The organism is Aneurinibacillus sp. REN35, assembly GCF_041379945.2.
In the GTDB taxonomy this organism is placed as follows: Bacteria; Bacillota; Bacilli; order Aneurinibacillales; family Aneurinibacillaceae; genus Aneurinibacillus.
The window spans coordinates 20,866-45,055 of the sequence record NZ_JBFTXJ020000003.1; the positions used below are offsets into that span (position 1 = coordinate 20,866).

Sequence of the window (24,190 nt, forward strand, 5' to 3'; positions counted from 1 at the left end):
AGCATACAGTTATAAAACAGAAGCCGTACCTTTTCTGGTGGCTTCTGTTTTTTTATTGAATATTATGCGGGGTTGAACGCAGCTTGCATGTGGATGAAGAGAGGCTTCTCTGTCTACCCACGTGGGCAGTAGAGAAGCGCTTTTTCGATGGTTTTTTGATTTTTAGTTGCGATCTCCTCCCGGCGTGGAATCGCAGGAAATAACCCTTCAGGATCAAGCATGGTAGGAGCGAGCTGAACAGGGCTTTCGCCTTGATACTTTTCGATCCAAGCTGTAGGAATCGAAATATTGTCTGTAATGCTTCTTCCGGATAATTCTGCCCAGAGCAGGCTCCAAGCTCTAGGCACGACGCGCCAGATATCGTATCCGCCGCCGCCTGTTGCGATAAGACGTCCGTCACACAGCTCGTCCGCCAGCTCGCGTGCGAGCTTTGGTATTTCTTGATAGATGCGCATGGAAGCGGAGAGATGAGTAAGCGGGTCGAATGTATGTGAATCACAGCCATTTTGTGTAAGAATCACATCGGGCTTAAATCCTCTAGCTACGGTTGGCAGAACACCATGATACGCTTCTAGCCAAGAGTCATCTTCCGTAAACGCATCAAGCGGTACATTGACGGAGAAGCCGTAGCCTTGCCCGTCCCCACGCTCTGTAATATTTCCGGTCCCAGGAAATAAGTACTTTCCAGTTTCGTGGAACGAGAGCGTCAGCACATTCGGATCATCATAAAATGCCCACTGCACGCCATCCCCGTGATGGGCATCGGTATCAATATAGAGAACGCGTGCATCATATTTCTGACGCAAATAAGCGATGGCAACTGAGCAGTCATTGTAGATGCAGAAGCCTGAGGCTCGTCCACGGAATCCGTGGTGCAGGCCGCCCGCTAGGTTTACGGCATGACGATATTCACCGGACATGACTAGGTCGGCGGCACGCAGGGTGCCGCCGACAGCAAGTGCTGTAGCTTCATGCATATTGGGAAAGATGGGGCAGTCTTCTGTGCCAAGGCCGAAGCTTGAGGCAATGGCGACCTCCTGGTTTGCGTGTCCGCATTCTTTTACTACTTCGATATATTGTCGATCATGAACAAGTGCCAATTCATCATCGGTTGCCATGCGGGGTGCGACGATTTCCTCATCTTCGACTAGATTCATCATCCGAAGCAAATCCAGTGTCATAGCTAGCCTTTTTTGGTTAAAAGGGTGGTCGTCGTTAAAATGGTATTCCAAATAATCATCGCTATAAATAAAAGCTGTTTTTATCTTCATACTAATCCCTCTGATTCTCTGGGCCATACAATGCGATAACCGGCCTCTTCAATTTTGGCAACAACATGGCGCGGATCAATGGTCTGCACCCGAAATACGAGGTTCTTCTTTCCAAGATGCTTCCCTGGCAGGACAAGCACACTGGTTACGTTACACTTGGCTTCTTTGAATATCGTAGCGACATCGGCCAAAAGACCAGTTCGGTCCTCTACCTCTACTTCAATATGAGAGCTTGGATAATGTACACCCATTAACTCAACAAGCGTGTGCAGAATATCTGTCTCTGTAATGATTCCTTTTAATTCGTCATCCACGACGACAGGCAGGCAGCCGATGCGATTATCATAGAGTGAGAGCGCCGCTTCTTCTACAAAGTCCAGCGGGTGAGTCGTAATAACATCTTTGCGCATAATGGAAGACACAGGGGTGTTAAGCACCTTATCATCATCTTGGTGCGGCTCGCTGATAACGGAAGGACAGGCGTCCCGGACATCCCGATCAGAAATAATGCCGACGAGCTTTCCGCAAGAGACAACCGGTAAGTGACGGACCCGGTATTGATGAACCTTCAAAAGCGCAAGCCGAATGGAATCGGATGGATCTACAGTAATTACGTCACGCTTCATAATATCTTCCACAAGCATTGTGCACGCTCCCCCTAACTCATCCTTTTTATCTATCATTTTATTCCATTCATCATCTGAATAGTAAAGAATTTTTTAATACATGAAGCGATTTTGAAAACGGATCCGATCAAATGCTTCAATAGATTCGAGCGGGACGAGACTTCCGATACGTGCCATCATGCAGTTGGCAGGATGTGAACAAATCTCCGGGTCATCAGTCGCGAACCAGGAAAGACCCACTGAGGCCATGACTTTTTCCATTATTTTGCGGTAGGCCCACACATCAAGCCCCGTACCTTTTAAATCCCAATGCCAGTAGTACTCCGTCGTAAAAACAATATATTCCTCTAGAGCCCCACCGCGAAATGCGAGCTCAAGCATATCCTCACCTACATGCTGGTGGCGAAAGCGACTTGTGACTTCAATAGCTCCTAACTCCAGCAAATCCTCCATCTTAGCTTCCGACCACCGCTCCATCGGGTCGGGATAGAGAAATGTTACGTATCCTATAATCGTATCATGATGTACGGCTAGAATCACACGGCCTTCGGGAAGCGTGGCAATTTCCTCCAGCGCTTTTTTCTGAGCGGGGGGATTGCGGAAGGCTGTAAGTCCTTCGTCCATTGCAAGCGCTGCGATACGCTGCGGCAGCACGGGTCCTTCAATAAGCAGGTGTCCAGCTTTCTTTTCTATTTGCAATGCTTCGTACTTTTTTTTGTGTTCCATTCTCTCACACCTTATCCTATTATGTAATTTTTCTCTTTTGCAAAAATTATCTTATATTTATACTCTGCTTGCCAACCTATATTTTGAAGAAAACGTGAACGATTAGAATTGCTCAGTTAACAGATTATTTGATATAATTGAAAAAGAGAAAGGGTTTTCAAAAAGGAAGATAGAATTATAGTTAGGTAGGAACAACTAAATTTAGTGGGAGAGGGGCTATCGTTTTATGAAAGAAATGATGAATAAAAAAGTGCTTCCGGTAATTGGGACTGGCTATAACATGCCTGCTTATGAAGAGGCTTACAATAATTTTAGCTGGGAAGATATAGAGAAGCAATTTACCTGGTATGAGACAGGCAAGGTCAACATGGCGTATGAAGCGATCGACCGCCACGTCGGCACTCCCCGCGAGAATAAAGTAGCGCTTTATTACAGCAATGCAACACGCGATGAAAAATATACATTTGCAGAAATGAAAACGCTCTCTGACACATTTGGTAACGTGCTGCGCAAGCTAGGCATTGCCAAAGGTGACCGTGTGTTTATTTTCATGCCGCGCGCACCTGAACTTTATGTAGGTCTTCTAGGCGCAATTAAAGTAGGTGCGATTGTCGGACCACTTTTTGAAGCATTCATGGAGGGGGCTGTGCGCGATCGTCTTGAAGATAGTGGGGCGGTAGCAATCATTACGACGCCAGAGCTTCTTCCACGGGTACCTGTCAGTGAATTGCCGGCTCTTAAGCATGTGATTCTTGTCGGCGGAGATGGGAAGCTAGAAGAAGGACAAGTCAGCTATGAAAAAGAGATGGAGCAAGCTTCCGCTGATTTTGAAATTGAGTGGGTAGACCGTGAAGATGGGCTGCTTCTTCACTATACCTCGGGCTCAACTGGAAAGCCTAAAGGTGTTTTTCATGTTCATAATGCTATGCTTCAGCACTATCAGACAGCAAAATGGGTGCTTGATCTCCGGGAAGAGGATGTATACTGGTGCACAGCGGACCCTGGCTGGGTGACAGGAACATCCTATGGAATTTTTGGTCCGTGGTTGAACGGTGCAACAAATGTCGTACGTGGCGGACGCTTTAGTCCTCAGGATTGGTATAGCACGATTGAGAAGTATAAAGTAACCGTTTGGTACAGCGCTCCGACTTCGTTCCGGATGCTTATGAGCGCCGGAGATGAGATCGTAAACAAATACGATCTATCGAGCCTGCGTCATATCTTAAGTGTTGGAGAACCGTTGAATCCAGAAGTTGTATATTGGGGAATGAAGGTATTCGATAAACGCATCCATGATACATGGTGGATGACAGAGACCGGTGGACAGTTGATTTGCAACTATCCAAGCATGCCGGTTAAGCCAGGATCGATGGGCAAACCGTTCCCGGGCATTGTCGCTGCAATTATTGATGACGAAGGAAATGAGCTTCCACCGAATCGAATGGGGAATCTGGCCATCAGAGAGGGCTGGCCTTCAATGATGCGTAAGATCTGGAATAATCCGACCAAGTATGAAGAATATTTCCGATTTGAAGGCTGGTATGTGTCTGGAGATTCGGCTTATATGGATGAAGAAGGATACTTTTGGTTCCAAGGCCGTGTAGACGACGTTATTATGACGGCTGGAGAACGGGTCGGTCCATTTGAGATTGAGAGCAAGCTCGTGGAGCATCCTGCTGTAGCTGAAGCCGGTGTTATCGGTAAGCCTGATCCTGTCCGTGGTGAGATTATTAAGGCATTTATTGCACTGCGTGAAGGCTATGAGGCTTCGGATGAATTGCTTGAAGAGATTCGTAAGTTTGTAAAAGAAGGCTTTGCTGCACATGCGGCTCCACGCGAAATTGAAGTGCGCGATAAGCTGCCGAAGACGCGTTCCGGTAAGATCATGCGTCGCGTACTAAAAGCATGGGAACTGGGGCTTCCAACAGGCGATTTGTCTACAATGGAAGACTAGAAATAATAGCGGCACAAGAAAAACCGGAAGAGGAGTTATTCCTCTTCCGGTTTTTTGTTATCCTTTTTATCCGGCTTTTTATCTGACGGTTTTTGTTGTTCACCAGAAGATTTATCCGGCTTTTTATTTGAACCGTCTTCGGTGTTTTTCTTATCATCGCTGTCATTTTTCTGTTTATCGTCTTTACCAGTTTTTTGATCAGTATCGCCGTCTTTTTTATTTTCCTCGGTTTTTTTGTCTTTGTCCGTTTGCTCATCGGTAGTAGGTTGTTCGGTTTTTTCTTTGTTCTCCTCGGTCGTCTTCTTCTCCTCTGTCTCCGTCGTCTTTTCCTCTACTTTTCCATAAGAAGCAGGGTTTTTGGACGCCGCCAGATTAGCGTTATAGATGGCCGCCATAGAAGTGCCTGGTGGACGTTTTGCATAATTACCGGCAGGGGACAGATCGGGATTCATCTTCACAAGGGTGGAGAAGGTCTTACCCCAGACTCTCATCGCATTATCATGCGAGCTTCGGTTGAGCTTATATTTCATGTCGTAACCGATCCACACACCAAGGGATATGTCCGGTGTATAACCGACAAACCATTTATCTCCGTCTTCCTGCGTCGTACCTGTTTTACCTGCTACATCGCGTCCGAGTGTATAGCGAGCCACGACTTTGCGTGCCGTACCACCTGTTACGACATCGCGCATCATATCGGTCATCATCCAGGATGTTTGTGGAGAGAATACACGCACAGGCTGTACTTTATGCTGATACACGCTCTCACCTTCGCTGTTTACGATATGATCAATCAGGTAAGCGTCAATGAAGTTTCCTTCATTTGCGAACGTAGCATACGCGTTGGTCATTTCTTCAACAGAAATACCGCGCGTAAATCCACCTAGTGCAGTCGGCAGATAATAATCGTTATCTACAATCGTATTTACGCCCATTTTTTTCACGTACGCTAATGATTTGCGGACCCCGGTTTCAAAGTATACTTTGACGGCTGGAATATTACGGGACTGAGCAAGAGCACTGCGTACCGACATCGGCCCTTTGAAGGTACTTCCGCTATTTTTAGGCGTCCAGTTGCCAGGGAAGGTTGTTTCTTCATCCACTACAGTAGAGTTGGGCGAGATGATCCCCTCTTCTATGGCAGGTGCATATACGCCTATTGGCTTAATGGCCGAACCAGGCTGACGTGGTGCAGTGACATGGTTTGTATTTTCCTGTTTAAAGTTGCGGCCTTCCATCATACCGAGAATGGCGCCTGTTTTGTTCTGAATGAGAACAGCACCTACTTGTTCAGGCATCGGCTTGCCGTTAATCGGTGGTTTCTCCGGTCCAAAGTTGCTGGAGTCGGCAGCGATTGCCTGCATCTTCTCATAGATGTTTTTATCAATTGTTGTATAGATGTGATAGCCGCCTTGGCGGACGTCCATACGCTTTTCTTCTAGCAGTTTGTTGTAGGATTCATTTTTCAATTCAGGATTTTTTTCGAAATCCTGATCAAGCAGAATTTTAGCTGCTCTTTCCTCAATTTCCATCATGAGGTACGGATATTTCGTGATGGCTGACTGAGGCGGATTGGTCAGCAGGTTCTTTTTGATATCATAAGCCAGCGCTTCATCATACTGTTGTTTGGATATTTTTCCGTTTTCCAACATACGGCTGAGCACAAGTTTTTGTCTGTCTAAGCCAAGCGCGAGTCCATTCTTTTTAATTTTCTCGAATGGAATATACGAGTACGGAGCTTGCAGCATGCCTGCCAAATAAGCGGATTGAGCGATGTTTAAATTTTTAGCATCAACACCAAAAATCCCTTTTGCAGCGGCCTGTACTCCATATAAGTTCGTACGGTTGGCATTCTGACCAAAATACATTTTATTAATGTAAGCATCAAGAATTTGTTCCTTGCTAAACATTCGTTCCATACGAAGAGCAAGGAAGATTTCCTTGAACTTTCTTTCCGGTGTAACTTTTGGAGAAAGGATGGTCTGCTTAATTAATTGCTGGGTAAGTGTACTTCCTCCGGTTTGAACGGGTGAATTCGTAACTTGCTGAATCGCGGCGCGCGCGATAGCGGATGGTACGATCCCGTTGTGTTCATAGAAATACTTGTCCTCAGTAGAAATAATAGCGTCAATCAGATGAGGCGAGACTTCCTTGTGCGATACGAGGCGCCGGTCTTCCGCTGTGATTAACTGGCCAATCATTTTCTTATCTCTGAAATAAGCGAACCCGGTTAGATTATTAGCAGAGATTTTTTCGTAAATCTCATTATAACTGCGAACCGGATCTGATTTAACAAGTGAAGCGATATAGCCAGCGGCGGCACCACCTGCAAACAATACGCCCATGAAGAACAAAATGGCAGAGACTTGAAAAATAACAAGAAGAGTATGCCAGAAGCTTTTTTTACGTCTCCGCCTGTCTGGTGTATTGGCAGGATCATTTTGTTTATCCATATAACTCCCCCTTACAAATAACAGCAACATTATATCATAAAGACGAGATAAGATGATAAATGTTGCAATGTGGTGTTGTTTTTAGTTATTATGAGGATAACGTCAAAACAATATCATTGTATTCGCAATGAACGTGTATCAGTAGTGGCTTAAGACCTGGGAGCAGCAGAGAGTCGGTGGGAGGTGCGAACCGACCCGGCTAAGTCGTGAAATACAGCACGGGAGCGGATTCCATGCCGTACATATTGTGGTGCGGAATGGACGGCTTACACCAACATGGGCCGTTATTCGTATGAGCGAAGGACTTCGGTCCTTAAGTAAGGGTGGTACCGCGAGCAAACTCGTCCCTTTTTTGGGAACGGGTTTTTTTTATTTTATAGAAGAAACAGGAGGTAGCGAAATGAGTGGAGAGAATACAATCAACCTGACAGAAGAGCAGGTGCGAGAGGTAGAACGGCAGATGGCCATCATCCGCCGCGGCGTAGCAGAGATTGTTCCGGAAGAAGATATGCGCAAAAAGGTGGAACGTTCAGTTGTGACCGGCAAGCCTTTAAAAATAAAGCTGGGACTTGATCCATCTGCGCCAGATATCCATGTCGGTCATACGGTTGTGCTGCATAAGCTGCGTCAATTTCAGGAGCTTGGGCATACAGTGCAGCTGCTAATCGGGGATTTTACCGGGCGTATTGGCGATCCTAGTGGAAAGTCGGAGACGCGTAAGCAGTTAACCGAGGAGCAGGTAAAAGCGAATGCGGCAACGTATGTAGAGCAGTTCGCCAAAATTCTTGATGCCGAAAAAATGGAAGTGAAATACAACAGTCAATGGCTTTCCCCTATGACGTTTGCCGAAGTCCTTGGCTTATCTGCCAAAATGACAGTGGCCCGCATGTTAGAGCGCGATGATTTTGAGAAGCGCTACAGCAGCAATCAGCCAATCGGCATTCATGAATTCTTCTATCCTCTTATGCAAGGATATGATTCTGTAGCGTTGGAGAGTGATGTGGAACTTGGTGGAACAGACCAGAAGTTCAATCTGCTCATGGGTCGTCAACTGCAGAAGGAATACGGCCAAGAACAGCAATGCGCTCTGACGATGCCTATTATTGAAGGGTTAGACGGCGTACAGAAGATGAGCAAAAGCTTAGGGAACTACATCGGAATCAGCGAGCCGCCGAATGAGATTTATGGTAAAGCGATGTCGATTCCAGATGAGTTGATGGTGAAATATTATGAGCTGGCAACCGATGTGTCGCTTGAGGAATTGGAAAGCCTGAAAAAAGGTCTTGCGGATGGTACGATTCACCCGCGTGATGCGAAGATGCGACTGGCCCGCACGTTCGTGCAGATGTATTGGGGCAAAGAAGCGGCAGCCGATGCTGAGAATCATTTCAAAACGGTGTTCCAGCAGCGGGCGCTTCCAACGGATATTCCTGAGAAGGAAATATCGGCAGCTGCATTAGAAAACGGAAAACTGTGGATTGTGAAGCTCCTTTCCGAACTGCAGCTTGTACCGTCTAATGCGGAAGCACGCCGCATGGTTCAGCAGGGCGCAGTAAAGATCAATGAAGAAAAAGTTGCTTCTGTGGATGATCATGTTGCCGTAGAGGAAGGAATGATCGTTCAGGTCGGCAAGCGCAAGTTTGCAAAAGTAGTTGTAAAATAAGAGCCTCTCACCAAAAGCAGAGCATGGTAAAAACGGAATGAAGTACATCATCCCGTTTTTACCATGCTATTTATATAAAAAACCCACCAGCATAGCGCAGGTGGGTTCCAGTTGTGTTCTTTCCGATTAACGGGAGTAGAACTCAACGATTAGTTTTTCATTGATTTCAGCCGGTAATTCTTCACGATCTGGAAGACGAGTGTACGTACCTTCCATTTTCGCTTCGTCAAAGCTCAGGTAGTTCGGCAGGAATGCACGAACTTCTAGAGATTCTTTTACGATTTGCAGGTTGCGGCTTTTCTCACGCAGGCCGATTACATCGCCTGGTTTTACACGGTAAGAAGGGATGTCCACTTTCTTGCCGTTTACTGTGATGTGACCGTGAGTTGTTAGCTGACGAGCAGCCGGACGAGATGTTGCAAAACCAAGACGGTACACAAGGTTGTCCAGACGGGATTCAAGCAATTTCATGAAGTTTTCACCAACAACGCCGGACATTTTGTTTGCATCATCAAACAGTTTGCGGAATTGTTTTTCCATCATGCCGTACATGTGGCGAAGCTTTTGCTTTTCAGTCAGCTGAAGCGCATATTCGCTCATTTTACGACGTCCATGTCCATGTTGTCCCGGTGGGAAGTTGCGTTTAATGTCTTTGCCTGTTCCGTCGAGGGAGATACCCAGACGACGAGCCAGCTTGTGGCGAGGTCCAGTATAACGTGCCATAAGTTTTCGTTCTCCTTTGTATATAGATTTAATAGGTGTTTACTTCCGCCTGGCGAGTTCCTAAACTTTGCCGCATGCTCTTCGGACGGTAGCGTTTCCGCCGCATGCTCCATTGGAGATTGGTACAGCCGCAGCTCCAAGGGAGGAAGCTAACGAATTAACCAGACGTTTTTACCTACAATCATTGCTACCCTGTGTAAAACACATAACTATTATTATACTTGCTTATAGATGGAAGTCAACTTTTTTCTCTGTTTACGATAATGATACCAGTCACCACAAGCAGAAGCGAAAGAAAGACGATGCTGTGAAGTGCTTCTTTGAGCAGTAGAGTGGATAGTAAAACACCGAATACGGGAATAAGAAAGAAGTACATAGATACAGTACCTACTTTATTGTACTTTAACAACGTATTCCATAAAACGAATCCGGCGGCGGAAAGAAAGGCAAGATAAATCAGGTACCATACTGCTTCTAAAGAAAAGTGAAACGGCTGCCATCCAGCACCGCTCATGCCAAGCGCAAGCAGGACAAGCGAGCCGAGCATCATCTGATAAGCAGTGAGATAGAGCGTTCCCATTTTCGCTGCTCTATTTTTCGCCAGAATGCCGCCCATCGAGTTTGCGAAGGCCGAAATCAACAGAGCAAGTTCACCAAGGCCAAATGAAAGGCGGAGCGTGCCGCGGCTACTGCTTGCAAGCACCACGCCGATAAATCCAAGCAAAAGCCCGATGAGTCGTCGGGTGCTGATGCGGTCATTGGCGTACATATAGTGGGCGAGAATGACGGAGAAAAACGTGCTTGACCCGGCAATGATTGACCCTTGAATTCCTGTACTGTAGCTAAGCCCGATATAAAACAAAATGTATTGCAGTGTCGTTTGAAAAAATCCAACTTGTAGAAGGGCCGGTAGGGAGCCTTTGACAAAAGAAATCCGCTTTTCTTTAATGATAAGCAGGATAGCAAGCATCAGCGAGGCAAGAAAAAAGCGATAGCCGGCAAATAAGATTTGTTCAAAAAACTCACTCGGTCCAATATCGAGGAGTGTATAGCTTAATTTAATAAACGGAAATGCGCTCCCCCATAAAAAACAGACAAACACTGCGATGGCTGCAATGCTTGCCCGATGTGTGAAAAATCTCTCTATATTCACTAGTGTGACGCCTTCTTTCTTTGGAAATATAAAAAGGATGAAAAGATACTATAGATATAGTACAATATCCAGCAAAGCAATGTACAAAAAATTGTGAAGACAAGTTGAGAGGAGCCAGACAGATGAGTGAAGTAGAAGTGAAAAAAGGATATTTTGGAGAGTTCGGAGGAAGCTTTGTTCCTGAACCGCTGCAGGCGGCCCTTGATCATTTGGAGCAGGCATTTGAGCAGTATAAAGATGATGACGAATTTAATGAAGAATTACAGTACTATTTAAAAGAATATGTAGGAAGACCGAATCCGCTGTACTATGCACAGCGGTTAACCGATAAGCTGGGTGGCGCTAAGATTTATTTAAAGCGTGAAGACTTAAATCATACGGGTGCTCACAAAATTAATAATGTAATGGGACAGGTGCTGCTTGCCAAGCGGATGGGCGCAAAACGTGTCATTGCTGAGACGGGTGCCGGGCAGCATGGTGTGGCAACCGCTACGGCGTGTGCCATGTTTGGCATGGAGTGTGTGGTATATATGGGTGAAGAGGATACGCGGCGCCAAGCGCTTAACGTGTTCCGAATGGAGCTTCTAGGAGCGAAGGTTGTGCCGGTACAAGAGGGTGCTCGCACACTAAAGGAAGCAGTCGATGCTGCGCTTATGGATTATGCCCAGAATTATGAGAGGACATTTTACTTATTAGGATCTGCGGTAGGCCCACATCCGTACCCGACAATCGTACGCCATTTCCAGTCGATCATCGGGCAGGAGGCACGTGCACAGCATTTGGAGAGGGAAGGGCGATTGCCTGACTATATTGTTGCTTGCGTTGGTGGCGGTAGCAATGCCATCGGGTTATTTGCACCGTTTTTTGACGATAAAGATGTGCGGATCGTAGGCGTAGAGCCAGGCGGCAGGAGTCTTGCGACAGGTGAGCATGCAGCGACGCTCGTAGCCGGGGAGCCTGGTACGCTTCATGGATTTAAGTGCTATATGATAAAAGACGAAACCGGAGAGCCGGCCGCTACTCATTCGGTGGCCGCAGGGCTAGATTATCCGGGTGTAGGTCCTGAACATAGCTATTATAAAGCGATTGGTCGTGCTGATTATGTAGCGATCAGCGATGAGGAAGCGCTTGAAGCGTTCCATGCATTATCGCGGGCAGAAGGGATTATTCCAGCTATTGAGAGTTCTCATGCGGTAGCCTATGCGATGAAGCTTGCTCCCTCACTGCCTTCTGAGCAGTCTATTATTGTAAACTTATCCGGTCGTGGCGATAAAGATGTCCAGCAAGTGTTTGATATGGTAAGAAATCAGGGGTAACTGAAGATAGGACAGAGCCTGAAGCTGCAATTCAGGCTCTTTTTCTTAGTGTATCTGAAAAAATGTAAGGCGAAATGGAAAACTATAGAAATAATACGTGAAACATTGTTTGATATTTCGTATAATTATAGATAATAAAAGAATGTAAGAAAGGATGGAAGCTTCTATTACTACTACTGCGAAACATATCTACCTTGTCCGGCATGGGGAGACAGAATGGAACGCGAAACGCCTTATTCAAGGACACAGCGATATTCCGTTGAACAAGAGGGGGAACGAACAGGCAAGGCGCTTGGCTGAGAGAGTAAGGCAGCTTCCGATTACGCAAGTTTGCTCTAGCGACCTTGTTCGTGCATATGATACCGCCTGTGCAGCCGCCTCAGCACTTCAGCTTTCCGTATGTCGTCATGCAGAGCTGCGGGAGCGAAATTACGGGGATTGGGAAGGAAAAGATTTTCGTACGATCCGTGAGAAGTATCCGGATTTCGACCCGTGGATTGATACAGAGAGCAGGTATAACATCGAGACCTATGCGGCGCTACAGCAGCGCGGGCTCGCTTGTCTTTCAGACATTCTGAAAGAGAGCGATGCTGAACATATTCTTGTGGTCAGCCATGGTGGATTAATTAATGCTATGCTTCATCATATGAGTGGTGGATTTCACGGTACAGGTAAGACGAAACTTAGTAACACCTCGCTTAGCCACATTCAATATGAAAAAGAGGCATGGATGGTTCACATAGTAAATGACGGAACCCATCTCGATAATTAGTAAGAGAGCGGTATAGTGAGAAAGAAGGCGGGATCGTGAAAGAAGATGTACTAAATCATCAAGGGGGAGCTTTTTTGAGCCATGCATATACAGAACAAATTATTAGTGCATTTCGAAAAAGCTATCAGGTTGTTTCCCTCCCATCTTTTTTAGTGGTAGAAGGATGGGTATATATTGCAGATACAACAGGCAGAGTCTTAGCGTATGAAAAAATAGGAAATCCAGCCTGTGCGATACAGGAAGTGTATCCGGTTTCAGCAAATGGAGAGCAGATGTGTACTGATTTGGGAAATGGACAGTTTGCTGTTACGTTACCCATTTTAGAGAACGTATGGTTTTCTAGCTGTTTAGGTGTTATTCTCCCGCTATCTGTCGATCGGAATGCGATCGATATCTTTTTGCAAGGGCTTTCTGGTGTGTTTCGCTTTATGCAAGAGCAGTACATTGAGGAGGAAGTGAACTCCTGTATTCAGACGGTCAATCAAAACCTGCATCTTGATAATGTGATGCAGACGATTGTGCAGCGGGCTGCCCGTAATTTAGCATTGAGTGACTGTATCGCCTTTGTTTTTGACGAGGAGCAGGATAGCTTGCTTCCGCGTTGGTCTTCAAGCGAAACGAAGCTTCCACAGTGGCAATCCGAAGTCATCTACAATTCTCAAACAGTATATGAAGATATTGTTACCCATTTTTCAGACGAGCGCATGATTCTGCGCAATGGCGACCTAGACCTAGATAGCGTGCTGCGATTGAAGACACCGTTTAATGAAGCCTGGTTAATCGCTCCGTTTCGTCATCAGGAGAAGACCATTGGCTTTCTCGCTGTAATACGTGATAGGCTGCAGCCGTTTTCAACTCAGGAAGAGCGATTCGTCTGTCGGTTTACTAAAAGATTGAGCCCGGCTGTGCATAATTCTACATTGCATATGCGTGCGCAGCGTGATGAGCAAAAGCAGGCGATGTTATTTGAAATTACGAAGAAATTTCACTCTTCGATTAATGTGGATGATGTCCTGCAGGCTGTTATTGAGAATATGAGAAAACTATATCCGGATATGGGCGTAGATTTATGGATGTCGCATGATTCATTTTCTACGGCCCTGCCTGTAAAGCAATTTTCAATCTCGATTGATGGAAATAGCGTAAGCGCTCAAGCTTTTATGGAGGCGCGGACCGTAATTGCGCGTTCCGACGGTGCACGGACTTTGACACTTGCCGCTCCGCTGAGGGGCAAACAAGGGGTATACGGCGTGCTGGAGCTGTTTAGTGCCAAGTCGGTGTCCCTTTCTCTGCGTGAAGTCGAATACATTACGATGCTTGCTGATACAGCCGGTAATGCATTTGAGAATGCGCAGCTATACGAGCAATCTCGTAGATTGATCAAAGAATTATTGCTGATCGATGAGATGACAAGTCAGTTGAACAAAAACATTAAACTAAACGATCTTTTAGCTTTTATTACACGTAAATTAACGGAATCATTCCGTACGGAACACTGCTGTATTTTTTCTTGGTCAGATGAAGAGGAGGCATTCGTCATGCGGGCTTCTGACCAAGATGATGCTGAAGAATACATTTTACCGCCGATACCCGCCTTTGGAAAACTACATGAATTATTTGTGAAAAAAGAGCCGATTCTACTGGCAAGTGGTGCGGATCGGGAAATGCAGATCGCTTCGTTTACGTATGAATCACTAATGGCAGTTCCTTTACTTGAGAAAGAAGAAGTAAAAGGCGCCATTCTTCTATTGGATTCTACGCCGAATCGTTATACGTTCGATGACTTTAAACGGCTAGAGATGCTATCCCGTCATGTAAAGGTAGCTGTGACGAACGCTTCGCTGCATGCCGAGGTAGAACGGATGGTTGTAACAGATAATCTTACAGGCTTGTATAATCGTAAGTATTTGTACGACAGCATCCGTCATTCCCAAAAGCGGGATATATGCGGCTCCCTTATCTTAATTGATGTCGATCATTTTAAGAATGTTAATGACACATACGGACATCAAACAGGCGATGAAATTCTAATTCAGGTAGCCAACGAACTTCAGGCTTCCATCCGCGCTTCCGACATCGCAGCCCGTTGGGGAGGCGAAGAGATGGCTGTCTATCTGCCCAAAGTACAGCCGGATATCGCTCATCAGGTGGCAGAGCGCCTTCGGATTAATATCATGCATAAGACATCACCGTCTGTTACGATCTCTAGCGGGGTGGCCGCTTGGATCAAAGAGGAGGACGAAGAGACGGGCGATGTGCAGCAGTTGTTTCAGCTTGCTGATGAGGCGTTGTATAAAGCCAAGCGTACAGGAAGAAATCAAGTATGTGTAGCAGAACTGGTATAGAAATAATCGATGAAAGAGGGAAGAGAGCTTCGCGTGTCGAAGCTTCTTTCTTCCCCTATACATGAATGAACATTCAGTCATAAAGGAGGAAATTATGAATACAAGTCAAGGCACAGAAGTAATCGAGCTGCGTATTCCTACGCCATTTAGTGTAGGTCCCATCAATGTATTTCTGCTAAAAGGAGAGAGCTGTACGCTGGTCGATGTGGGTCCGAAAACGAAAGAAGCGTATGAGCTGCTTGAGGGATTCCTCAAGCAGAACGGACTGGCGTGGCATAATATTGATTATGTATTTTTAACCCATCAGCATGTTGATCATGCTGGTTTAACAGCGGAAGTAGTAAGACGCTCTGATGCTACTGTTCTCACACATCCAGGTGTAGTTCCTTATGTAACGATGGACGAAGCATTTATGAAGCATCATAACGATTTCTTCTATACATTGTATGAGCAGAATGGTGTACCGTCTAAAATGCTTAGTTATGTGGCACGGTTCCAAGAAATGATGAATATATACAGCGAACCGGCTCCTGTGCATAAGACGGTAGAAGGTGGAGAGACCTTTGAAGGGGACAGTGAGTGGCAATATGTATCTACACCTGGGCATACGCAAAACCATCTGGCATTATACAGAGAGCGGGATCAGATTATGCTATCCGGGGACTTCCTTATTAAAGAAATTTCTTCTAATGCTTTTTTAGAGCCCCCAATGAACTCTGGACGTATACGACCAAAACCACTGCTTGTCTATCGTGAGGCGATGCAGCGAATCGCCGAGCTACCGATTCGCCGTATGCTATCGGCTCATGGCGATTATATAGAGAATCCGGCCGAACTGATCGCTCAGCGTTTACAGCGTAGTGATGAGAAGGCGATGCGGATGTATGATTTGCTTGCGGAAGGGGAGAAGACGGTATTTGGACTTTCCGCACTTTTATTTCCATCCATCTATATTAAAGAGCTTCCGCTTACATTTTCGGAAACGTTGGGGCATCTGGATCTTTTGGTAGAAAGAGGACAGATTGAGTTCGGATGGGCGGAAGAGGCGGGAGTATATCGTTATCGGCAGTGTAAATAAGTAGATAAGCTAGAATTTGTCGCTAAAACCCTTTAGGAAAGAGAGGATTTTTTATTTTTTAGTGATATAATGAAAAGAACAAAATGTGCTATTATGAGGGAGGCTATGGGTTGAAGCGTCTATTGGTTTCTGCCCTTGTCCTTGTTATTATAATCTATCTGATTATGCAGACAACATTTGGACAGATCATTCGTACAGGGAACCTTGAACAGATTGCTGTACATATTCAATCGTACGGCTGGATTGCCTTTCTTATAGCAATTGCAGCAATGGTTATACAGACGTTTTTTCCTGTAATTCCTTTTGTCCTGCTTGCAGGGGCTAATGTGCTTGCTTTTGGTGTGTGGCCGGGTTTCTTTATCGGCTGGATCGGCGCGGTTTTGGCAGCGCTCATAAATTTTTTAGTGGCACGCTATATAGGGCGAGACTGGGCGGAGAAAAAGATTGGCCACCATTCTTTCATGAAGAAGCTGAATCGGTATGCTGAGACAAAAGGTTTTATGATTATCCTTCTATCTCGCTTTATTCCAGTGATGCCATCAAGCATGGTTAATACAGCGGCGGGCATTTCAAGCGTATCATTTCAAGCTTTTTTGTTTGCGACGTTACTTGGCAAAGGACCGGTAGTGTTCCTAGAATCTGTTTTGGGTCACTATCTTATGAATTGGGAACAGTACAAGGGCGAGTTATTCTTGATTGTGCTTGGTCTTGGCTTATTTATGCTTGGAATTCATTATGTGAAGAAGAAAAAATCAACCTTGCTCTTATAAAGCAAGGTTTTTTTAGGGGGAGAGTCTGTGAAGCGTTCACCGAAGCTGACGAAACAAAAAATTGTAGAAGCTGCGGTCGAATTATTTGATTCGCAAGGATTTGACGGCACGACTACTCGACAAATCGCATGCAAGGCAGGGGTGAACGTTGCGCTGATTTCTTATTATTTTAAGAGTAAAAAAGGACTGCTTGAATATGTCATGATTGATTATTATGAGAGTATGTTTCAGCGATTTGATGATTGCCGCTCGGATAGCGGACAGGAATCGCTTTCTGAACTGCTGCATCGCATGGTGGAGAGGTTGGTTCGCTTCCAATGTGAATCCTATCGGGTCGCACGGTTGATCCAACGTGAGCTATCAGTAGAGTCTATGCTTGGGCGAGAGATTATGAGTACGTATCTAGCCCGGTTTAAGCATTATTTTACCGCTGTGATTGAAGAGGGAATTGCAGAGGGGGAATTTCCTGTGTTAAAGGTGGACGGCATCGTGATTCAATTGATGGCGGTCACTAGTTTTCCATATACATATCCGCAGATTATCCGTGAGGTGTTTTATTTAGAGCCGCTAGATGATAGCTTTGTAGAGCAAATGGTGCAGCATACGTCTAACTTTTTGCAGCATATGCTGACACCAATCAACACTTTTCGCTAAGTTTTTTAAGAAAACTTACTTTCAAGCAGGAACTTCCTTAACACATACCTAATTAATATAGATAAGGTAGATTGACTTTTCCCAAAGGAGTACGGCATGATGATCGATAAGAGACTACAACGGAGAAACCGTTTTTTTATAGTGTGGATAATGCTGCTTGCCGTTCTAGTGAGCCCTACTTATGCGCTGGCGGCTCAACTGCCGACTTCGCTGAGTAAATCGGTTATTGATGTGAATAACCTGATTAAGAGCGAGGAGGAGAAAGAATTTACTCGGCAGGCTTCCGGTATGAAGCAGAAGTACAAGCTGGTGGCTATTGCGAATGCAAAACCGGGAACGTTGGAGCAGTATGCGCAGGAATTACTGAAAAAATTCACGGTCGAAGATGAAACAATGGTGATGGTGTTGTCTATAGAAGATAAAACCATGGTCATTCTTAGCGGAAAATATTTTCGAGAAAAGGGAATTAGCCAGGAAATTCTACAGCGTAAAATGGAGCATTATTTCGAACCATATGCTAATCAGGGCATGCTAATGACTGGAGCAACCTCCTTTGTAGGGGCGGTGAATGAAGAACTTCAGTCACAGGGCCAAAAGCAGGGCAGCACGGAGCAGATTGTAACGGCAGGCGCACCGGCTCCGGCAGCGGCTGACAAAGTAACCTCTTGGCCAATCTGGCTTCTAATCGGGCTTGGGCTTATTGTCGCTGCATTAGGTGGAGCAATGTATGCCTATACGAAGCGAAGCCGCGCGCTTAAAGAAATTGATGAGGTTGATGAGTGGCGCACGAAGGTGGCTGAGCAGCTCAACGCGTTTGAGATTGATCCTTCATGGAAGAAGGAACCAGGTAGAATCAAGGAGAAATATTTGGCGATTCTAACCTCATTAGATGACCTGAAAAAAGATGCGATTGCAGATGTCGAGCTTATTTTGGTTGATGCCGAAGAGAACCTGATGAAATTCCGCTTTAAGCGAGGAAAAGAGATCATTCAGGAAGCAAAAGATAAATTACAGCGTATTGATGATGACTATCGCAATTTACATATCCGACTTGATAAATTACGAGAGACGCTCAAGGATGTAGCTGCGTTAAAGGAAGAGACAGTGCAGCTTGCACAAAAGAACGAACGTCGATTGGACGAGCTTCGGATTCAATATGGTGTCTCCTTTCATTCTTTGAAAGAGCAGATGAATGAGTTTGACAGAGAGTCCCAAACCGTAAAGCAAGCGGAAGAGAAGGGTGATTTTGAGGAGGCGCGTGATCGTCTACAATCTTTGGTTGATGAGCAGCAGACAGTAATAGAGCTTTTGCAAAAGGTGCCGCTGCTGCGCCAGACAATTGTTAAAGATTTGGATCAGGAAATTCGTCAGCTTGATGAAGACGCGAAAGAAATGGTTGAGAGCGGTTATACGAGCGGTGAAGAGTTCTTTGTCGCCCGCCTGGTTAAGATTCGTGGAAAGGCGGAGAAACTTCCAGTCCTATTTGAAGAAGGCAAGGTAATAGAGGCAGAGAATCTTATCCTTGAAATTCGTGAAGCGATTGAAGCCGTCTACCAGACGATGGAAGAGATAGTAATGAATCGTCACCAATATCGGCAGTATATGACGGAATTACCATATTATCTAGATACACTACGGCAGGATCAAGAATACCTGGCAGGTGAACTTAATGATTTGGCTCAGCGCTATCAGGTAGAAGATGGAGATGCGTTTCACTACTACCAGCAAATCCCTGAAGTGGCAGCCGATATTGAGAATACACTTGAACAGATTAATGGCGATGGGGCAAAAGAGAATTACGACCGCCATGGAGAAACGCTTACACAGGTAGCAGAACGTGTTACGCAAATGATGGAGCGACGTGAGCTCGTTATGAAAGAGTTGAAAGACTTCCGTCATGGAGAGCGCATGGCACGTGAAGAAGTATATGATCTGCGCAGTAGCGTGGCTCGTGTAGAACAACAGCTCAAGCGCCTGCATCTGCCGAAGATGCCTTATACAATTACAAGCAATATCACGTTATGTCGTCAAGCAATTGGAAATGTTGAAGAAGCTCTGCAGGAGATTCCGTTAAAGATACAAAAAGTAGATCATTTGTTGAAGGAAGCGAAGGAGCAGGTAACGACACTGCTTGAAGATGGAGCTGAAATGATCCGCGATATACGGATGGCAGAAGATAAAATTCAGCGCACCAACCGTTTTAGACGCCATGATAAAGAAATTTCAGCGTTGCTTGCGACTGCTGAGAAGGCGTTTCATGAGGCCGAATATGAGGAAGCGCATGCAGCAGCGGACCAGGCCTTCCGCCTCTCCCAATCAAAATATGGGTTAGAAGAATAAGAAGATAAAAAAGGGAAGTGAAATGCTTCCTTTTTTTATTTGTCGTGCAGCTAATATAAACTATATAGGCAAAAAAAGTGACACATCATAATCGATGTGTCAAAAAGGGAGTAGAGGTGTGAGAGTCAGTTGCAATTTCAAAGGGGAGTAGGTTCATTAATATACTTCCCTGTGCGATATGAGTTTAAACATCAAAACTAAAAAAAACGATAAAAATTTTTTTGAAAAAAAGAGGCCGCCTAGATAAGCGGCCTCTGTTCTACATAGTAGAAAGATTCATTACGCAGATTCGCGAATTCCTGTATTAGCTTTTACCACAACCTCATCAAATTTCGCATCGCTTTCTGGTTTTCCGAAAAGGATGGCACCAAGGTAGGCGGCGATGAATCCGGCAGGTACAGAGATAAGAGCTGGATTTGTTAAACTAATCAGCGGCGTTCCGGTTAGAATCGCTTTGCCTGGAGTCGGATCGAGCACGCTTGGACTTACAGCCACAAGAATAAGAGCGGTAAAGAGTCCAACCAGCATCCCTGTAATCGCTCCTGCCGTATTAAAGCGGCGCCAGAAGATTGTAAAGATGATAACAGGGAGATTTGCACTGGCCGCTACGCAGAAGGCAAGTGACACAAGGAACGCAACATTCATCTTCTGTGCGAACAGTGCAAGAATAACGGAGAGGATGGCTACACCGATGGAAGCGTAGCGTGCTGCCACCATTTGCTCTTTTTCGGTCGCTTTGCCTTTACGGATAATATGGCTGTAGAAATCATGAGCGAATGCGGAAGCTGCTGCCAGTACGAGACCCGCTACAACAGCAAGGATGGTTGCAAATGCCACAGCAGCTACGAATGCCATCAGTAAATCTCCACCCAATGCTTTGGCGAGCAGTGGTGCTGCCATGTTCCCTGCTTTGTTTGCTGCGATAATCTCATCATTTCCTACAAGCGCTGCGGCACCGAATCCGAGGAAGATCGTCATGATGTAGAATAGTCCGATCAGCCAAGTTGCGTATACAACTGATTGACGTGCTGTCTTTGCATCCTTTACGGTGAAGAAGCGGATTAAGATATGTGGTAGACCTGCTGTACCAAGCACGAGCGCGATATTGATCGAGATGGTATCTAATCCATCCTTGTATTTAACACCTGGATTTAGGAATGTCTCGCCGAGTGGCGTAGCTGTTTTCATATGTTCGAACATCTCAAGAACATTGAAGTTAAATTTTGCAAATACCATGACGGAGATTAAGAATGTACCGAACATTAGCAGGACAGCTTTGACGATCTGTACCCAACTGGTTGCTGTCATGCCGCCGAAGATAACGTATACGGTCATCAGTGTACCAACAATCAGCACTGAGGTTGTATAGTCTAATCCGAGAAGAAGCTTAATGAGTGCGCCTGCCCCTACAAGTTGGGCAATCATATAAAAAATGGAAATCGTAATCGTGCTGAGCGCTGCTGTACTACGAACCTTTGCATTATCGAAGCGAGCTGCGATCATGTCAGCCATCGTATATTTACCGAGATTACGCAGTGGTTCAGCCACAATATACAATACCACAAGGTAAGCTACCAAATAGCCGATACTGAAGAAGAATCCATCGAATCCGGTAAGCGCGATTGCTCCGGCAATACCGAGGAAGGAAGCGGCAGACATATAATCGCCGGCAATTGCCAGGCCGTTCTGCCAACCTGTCAGGCCGCCGCCTGCTGTATAAAATTCACTGGTCGTATTGGTTTTTTTGGAAGCGAAATAAGTGATAATAAGCGTAGCAGCTACAATAAGAAGAAAGAAAGTAAATGCCATTAGTTACGGCCTCCTTTATGGTGATCTTCTATAATCTCATCCGCTAATTGGTCAAAGGAGGTCGCTTTTTTAGAATAAATCATGCATAATGCCCATGTCATAATGAATTGCCCAAACGCATAGACCCATGCCCACGTAATGGAGCCGATCGCCGGAGTGTTTAATACTTTGCTATAGGATGTCATAATTGGCAGTGTATAATAGAAAACAAAGAAAAAGATGCACATCGGGACGATAAAGCTTCGTTTTTGCTGCATTAATCGTTGAAATTTATCACTGCGGGCTATAGCTGAGTAGTCAATATTTTGCCCACCACTTCCCCCTGTGTTAGATGTTTTCTTTTGTGCAAGGTTTGCCATCTAATCTCACTCCAATCTATAAATATATATCCTCTGTCTCGTCCTGGCTGTAAAAGATCCTTCACCCCCTATATGAATGATTGATAAAGTTATATACACAGCACTGAAAGCGTGTTCACAACTCTTTACTAATAGTAAAATATTTATAAAAATTTGAAAACTTAATTTTTTCGACATATTACGACAATATGAATGAATACCTCCTCTCACCTTAATTAAAGTAGGGCAATCGGAGGTATTACACGTTTTTACTGGTGTTATAGGTATTAACTACGGATGCCGCGCACTTGGAATTGGCGAATGAGTTTATGCTGCAGCCATTTAGCCGTGCTAAGCGATTTCTTTAGACGGATTTGATCTTCCCGAGGAAGTCGAGCGACATGAAGTTCATTCGATAACGGCTCATTTTGCTTTATCTGTCTCATATTTTCTCGGATGCGGAAGTGGAGCAGTGTATTAAAAGAATCTCGTATCTCGTCTTCTTCCTCTTTAGTAAATACGCGTTGGGCAGTTAGATTCTCGAGTCGCTCAAGTGTCGATACAGCTTCTATCCCTTCAAATATGGAGAGCAGGCGCATGGCATTAACGAAGTGAACAAGTGCTCCGCCTTTAATATCGATTCCGTCTTTAATTTTTTTATCGTAGATAATCCGCCCGAACATGCCAAGCGGTACCCCGCAGGAGGCATCGTCTTCAGCCAATAGATTATAAATGAATGGAAAGTCTTTTTTGCGGCTTAAAAAGTAATGCCGCAGCTCATGTGCCAACTCCGCTTGCCCGTAGACAGGCCGAAAATCAAGGAAAATAGTAAACATGCGGATCTCTTCGCCCTGCATATGAGAGAACCAGGCGTTGACCATACGTTTCCACCCGGAGAGTGATTTACGCCACTTGCGGTTCGTTGCCATTACGTCACCCTTACAGCGTGGAAAGCCGCATAACTCTAAGCCGGCTACAATCTTTTCTGCCAGTCTTGCAAAATAGGCATCTACTTCCATATGATGGTCTTCATCTTCAATATCAGGATAAATAATTCCGTTATCCTGGTCGGTACTGAGCGTCTGTTCCTTGCGACCTTCGCTGCCCATCGTAATCCAGCAGTAATCGGTTGGAGGAGCGCCGAGCCCTTCTTCTACCATGCTCCTCTCGGACAGTTCAATAATTTGCCGTAGAACTCGGTCATTAAATTCAGTAATAATGGAACAGATCTCGTAGGCCGCTGCCCCTTCTTTCATCATCCTATCAATAAAAGTGGTAATCTTCCCGTGCTGTTCTGCGAGCTGTTCTATTGATGTAGCATCATCTATGTCTTTTACGATGCTAAGTACCGAATGACCGCGGAAGTCGGTGAGTTTCTTAAGAGTGATAATTCCTTTGACTTGGTTATTGAAGAGAACAGGAAGGTGCTTTACTTGGTGTTTCATCATCATAAGCATGGCTTCATAGAAATAGGCGTTTTCTGAAATGGTGATCACTTCCTTGCTCATGATGTCTGAAATGGTCAGGGAAGCAATCGTTTCATGTTGTGGAAGGAGCGTAATCAAGTCTCGTTCTGTTACGATGCCGAGCAGTTGTTCTTCTTTGAGTACAAGCACAGAGCTGATTTTCTCACGCAGCATAAGTGAAGCTGTTTCGACTACAGAAGCGGTAGGAGGAAGAGAGACGATGGCGGTTTCCATCATCTCGCCTACCTTTTTACGGTATGGATAGGTCTCGAATCCGTGGTGATGTGCTGAGGATTCCATAGTCAGTGCATGATACATATGCTGCAATCTTTTGCTGATATCATGTGTTAATTGTTCAGCAAAGGGAGCGAAGTCATGTACCAACTGATTGAATAGCGCCTTCTTGATGACAAGAAATCGGGAATCTTCTATTGTTTGGACAGAGAAGCGGGAAGGATCCTCTGCGAGTGTATTAATGAGACCGGCAAGCTCTCCAGGATGGTAGAAGCGGACTGAAATCTCCTCCCCTTCATCCGTGAGAATAATATTTTTTGCCATCCCTTCAAGCAAAAAAAACAGATCGTTTTCCTGCTCACGTTCATGAATGACGAAATGATGCTTCGGATATTCTACCACCATGGATGCGGCAATCATCTTATCAATGGCTTCTTCCGGAAGCGAGCGAAACAGCTCATTTTTCTGTAACATTTCTTTTATTCTTTCCTTCATCCCT

At 45.2% G+C, this 24,190-nt stretch carries 18 protein-coding genes and 1 other annotated feature; of the genes, 9 read left to right on the forward strand and 9 right to left on the reverse strand.

Annotation, left to right across the window (positions count from 1 at the left end; translation table 11 throughout):
* Positions 1-113 precede the first annotated feature (113 nt).
* The 3 genes from AB3351_RS06410 to AB3351_RS06420 form a co-directional block, all read right to left on the reverse strand.
* Entirely contained in the window at positions 114-1,271 is a 1,158-nt protein-coding gene (locus AB3351_RS06410) for an acetoin utilization protein AcuC (protein WP_371146307.1), read from the reverse strand.
* On the reverse strand, positions 1,268-1,915 hold the full coding sequence (locus tag AB3351_RS06415; protein ID WP_371146308.1) for a CBS and ACT domain-containing protein: 648 nt from the start codon (positions 1,913-1,915) through the stop codon (positions 1,268-1,270). The genes AB3351_RS06410 and AB3351_RS06415 overlap by 4 nt, the downstream gene beginning before the upstream one ends.
* A 75-nt stretch (positions 1,916-1,990) precedes the next feature.
* Complete coding sequence (locus AB3351_RS06420) at positions 1,991-2,623, reverse strand: N-acetyltransferase (protein WP_371146309.1); 633 nt, start codon at positions 2,621-2,623, stop codon at positions 1,991-1,993.
* 235 nt (positions 2,624-2,858) lie between these two features.
* Here AB3351_RS06420 and acsA point away from each other — a divergent pair, with 235 nt between their 5' ends.
* On the forward strand, positions 2,859-4,577 hold the full coding sequence (acsA, locus tag AB3351_RS06425; protein ID WP_371146831.1) for an acetate--CoA ligase: 1,719 nt from the start codon (positions 2,859-2,861) through the stop codon (positions 4,575-4,577).
* Positions 4,578-4,612: 35 nt separating this feature from the next.
* On the opposite strand, the gene AB3351_RS06430 is transcribed toward acsA, so the two are convergent.
* The gene (locus AB3351_RS06430) at positions 4,613-7,030 is read right to left on the reverse strand and encodes a transglycosylase domain-containing protein (RefSeq protein ID WP_371146310.1); all 2,418 of its coding nucleotides are present in this window, start codon (positions 7,028-7,030) and stop codon (positions 4,613-4,615) included.
* 118 nt (positions 7,031-7,148) lie between these two features.
* Positions 7,149-7,382, forward strand: a binding site (T-box leader).
* A gap of 48 nt (positions 7,383-7,430) precedes the next feature.
* On the opposite strand from AB3351_RS06430, the gene tyrS reads away from it, so the two are divergent.
* On the forward strand, positions 7,431-8,693 hold the full coding sequence (gene tyrS, locus AB3351_RS06435; RefSeq protein WP_371146311.1) for a tyrosine--tRNA ligase: 1,263 nt from the start codon (positions 7,431-7,433) through the stop codon (positions 8,691-8,693).
* 126 nt (positions 8,694-8,819) lie between these two features.
* Here tyrS and rpsD read toward each other — a convergent pair whose 3' ends face one another.
* Positions 8,820-9,416: a 30S ribosomal protein S4 gene (gene rpsD, locus AB3351_RS06440; protein ID WP_371146312.1), complete on the reverse strand. Its 597-nt coding sequence runs from the start codon at positions 9,414-9,416 to the stop codon at positions 8,820-8,822.
* 238 nt (positions 9,417-9,654) lie between these two features.
* Entirely contained in the window at positions 9,655-10,569 is a 915-nt protein-coding gene (locus AB3351_RS06445; RefSeq protein ID WP_371146313.1) for a DMT family transporter, read from the reverse strand.
* A gap of 122 nt (positions 10,570-10,691) precedes the next feature.
* On the opposite strand from AB3351_RS06445, the gene trpB reads away from it, so the two are divergent.
* From trpB to AB3351_RS06480, 7 genes are all read left to right on the forward strand, one after another.
* Entirely contained in the window at positions 10,692-11,885 is a 1,194-nt protein-coding gene (gene trpB / locus AB3351_RS06450; protein ID WP_371146314.1) for a tryptophan synthase subunit beta, read from the forward strand.
* 154 nt (positions 11,886-12,039) lie between these two features.
* Positions 12,040-12,657, forward strand: a complete 618-nt coding sequence (locus tag AB3351_RS06455) for a histidine phosphatase family protein (RefSeq protein WP_371146315.1) — start codon at positions 12,040-12,042, stop codon at positions 12,655-12,657.
* A gap of 74 nt (positions 12,658-12,731) precedes the next feature.
* Positions 12,732-15,002 carry a sensor domain-containing diguanylate cyclase gene (locus AB3351_RS06460; protein WP_371146316.1) on the forward strand — a complete coding sequence of 757 codons (2,271 nt, stop codon included), beginning with the start codon at positions 12,732-12,734 and terminating at the stop codon, positions 15,000-15,002.
* 94 nt (positions 15,003-15,096) lie between these two features.
* Positions 15,097-16,080 carry an MBL fold metallo-hydrolase gene (locus AB3351_RS06465; protein WP_371146317.1) on the forward strand — a complete coding sequence of 328 codons (984 nt, stop codon included), beginning with the start codon at positions 15,097-15,099 and terminating at the stop codon, positions 16,078-16,080.
* 110 nt (positions 16,081-16,190) lie between these two features.
* A complete protein-coding gene (locus AB3351_RS06470) occupies positions 16,191-16,850 on the forward strand; it encodes a TVP38/TMEM64 family protein (protein ID WP_371146318.1) in 660 nt (219 codons plus the stop codon).
* A gap of 27 nt (positions 16,851-16,877) precedes the next feature.
* Positions 16,878-17,504, forward strand: a complete 627-nt coding sequence (gene refZ / locus AB3351_RS06475) for a forespore capture DNA-binding protein RefZ (RefSeq protein WP_371146319.1) — start codon at positions 16,878-16,880, stop codon at positions 17,502-17,504.
* A gap of 96 nt (positions 17,505-17,600) precedes the next feature.
* The gene (locus tag AB3351_RS06480; RefSeq protein WP_371146320.1) at positions 17,601-19,844 is read left to right on the forward strand and encodes a septation ring formation regulator EzrA; all 2,244 of its coding nucleotides are present in this window, start codon (positions 17,601-17,603) and stop codon (positions 19,842-19,844) included.
* Positions 19,845-20,123: 279 nt separating this feature from the next.
* On the opposite strand, the gene AB3351_RS06485 is transcribed toward AB3351_RS06480, so the two are convergent.
* The 3 genes from AB3351_RS06485 to AB3351_RS06495 form a co-directional block, all read right to left on the reverse strand.
* Complete coding sequence (locus AB3351_RS06485) at positions 20,124-21,653, reverse strand: solute symporter family protein (RefSeq protein WP_371146321.1); 1,530 nt, start codon at positions 21,651-21,653, stop codon at positions 20,124-20,126.
* A complete protein-coding gene (locus AB3351_RS06490) occupies positions 21,653-22,012 on the reverse strand; it encodes a DUF485 domain-containing protein (RefSeq protein ID WP_371146322.1) in 360 nt (119 codons plus the stop codon). The genes AB3351_RS06485 and AB3351_RS06490 overlap by 1 nt, the downstream gene beginning before the upstream one ends.
* A 266-nt stretch (positions 22,013-22,278) precedes the next feature.
* Positions 22,279-24,186, reverse strand: coding sequence for a DUF294 nucleotidyltransferase-like domain-containing protein (locus tag AB3351_RS06495; RefSeq protein ID WP_371146323.1), 1,908 nt, complete (start codon positions 24,184-24,186; stop codon positions 22,279-22,281).
* Positions 24,187-24,190 lie beyond the last annotated feature (4 nt).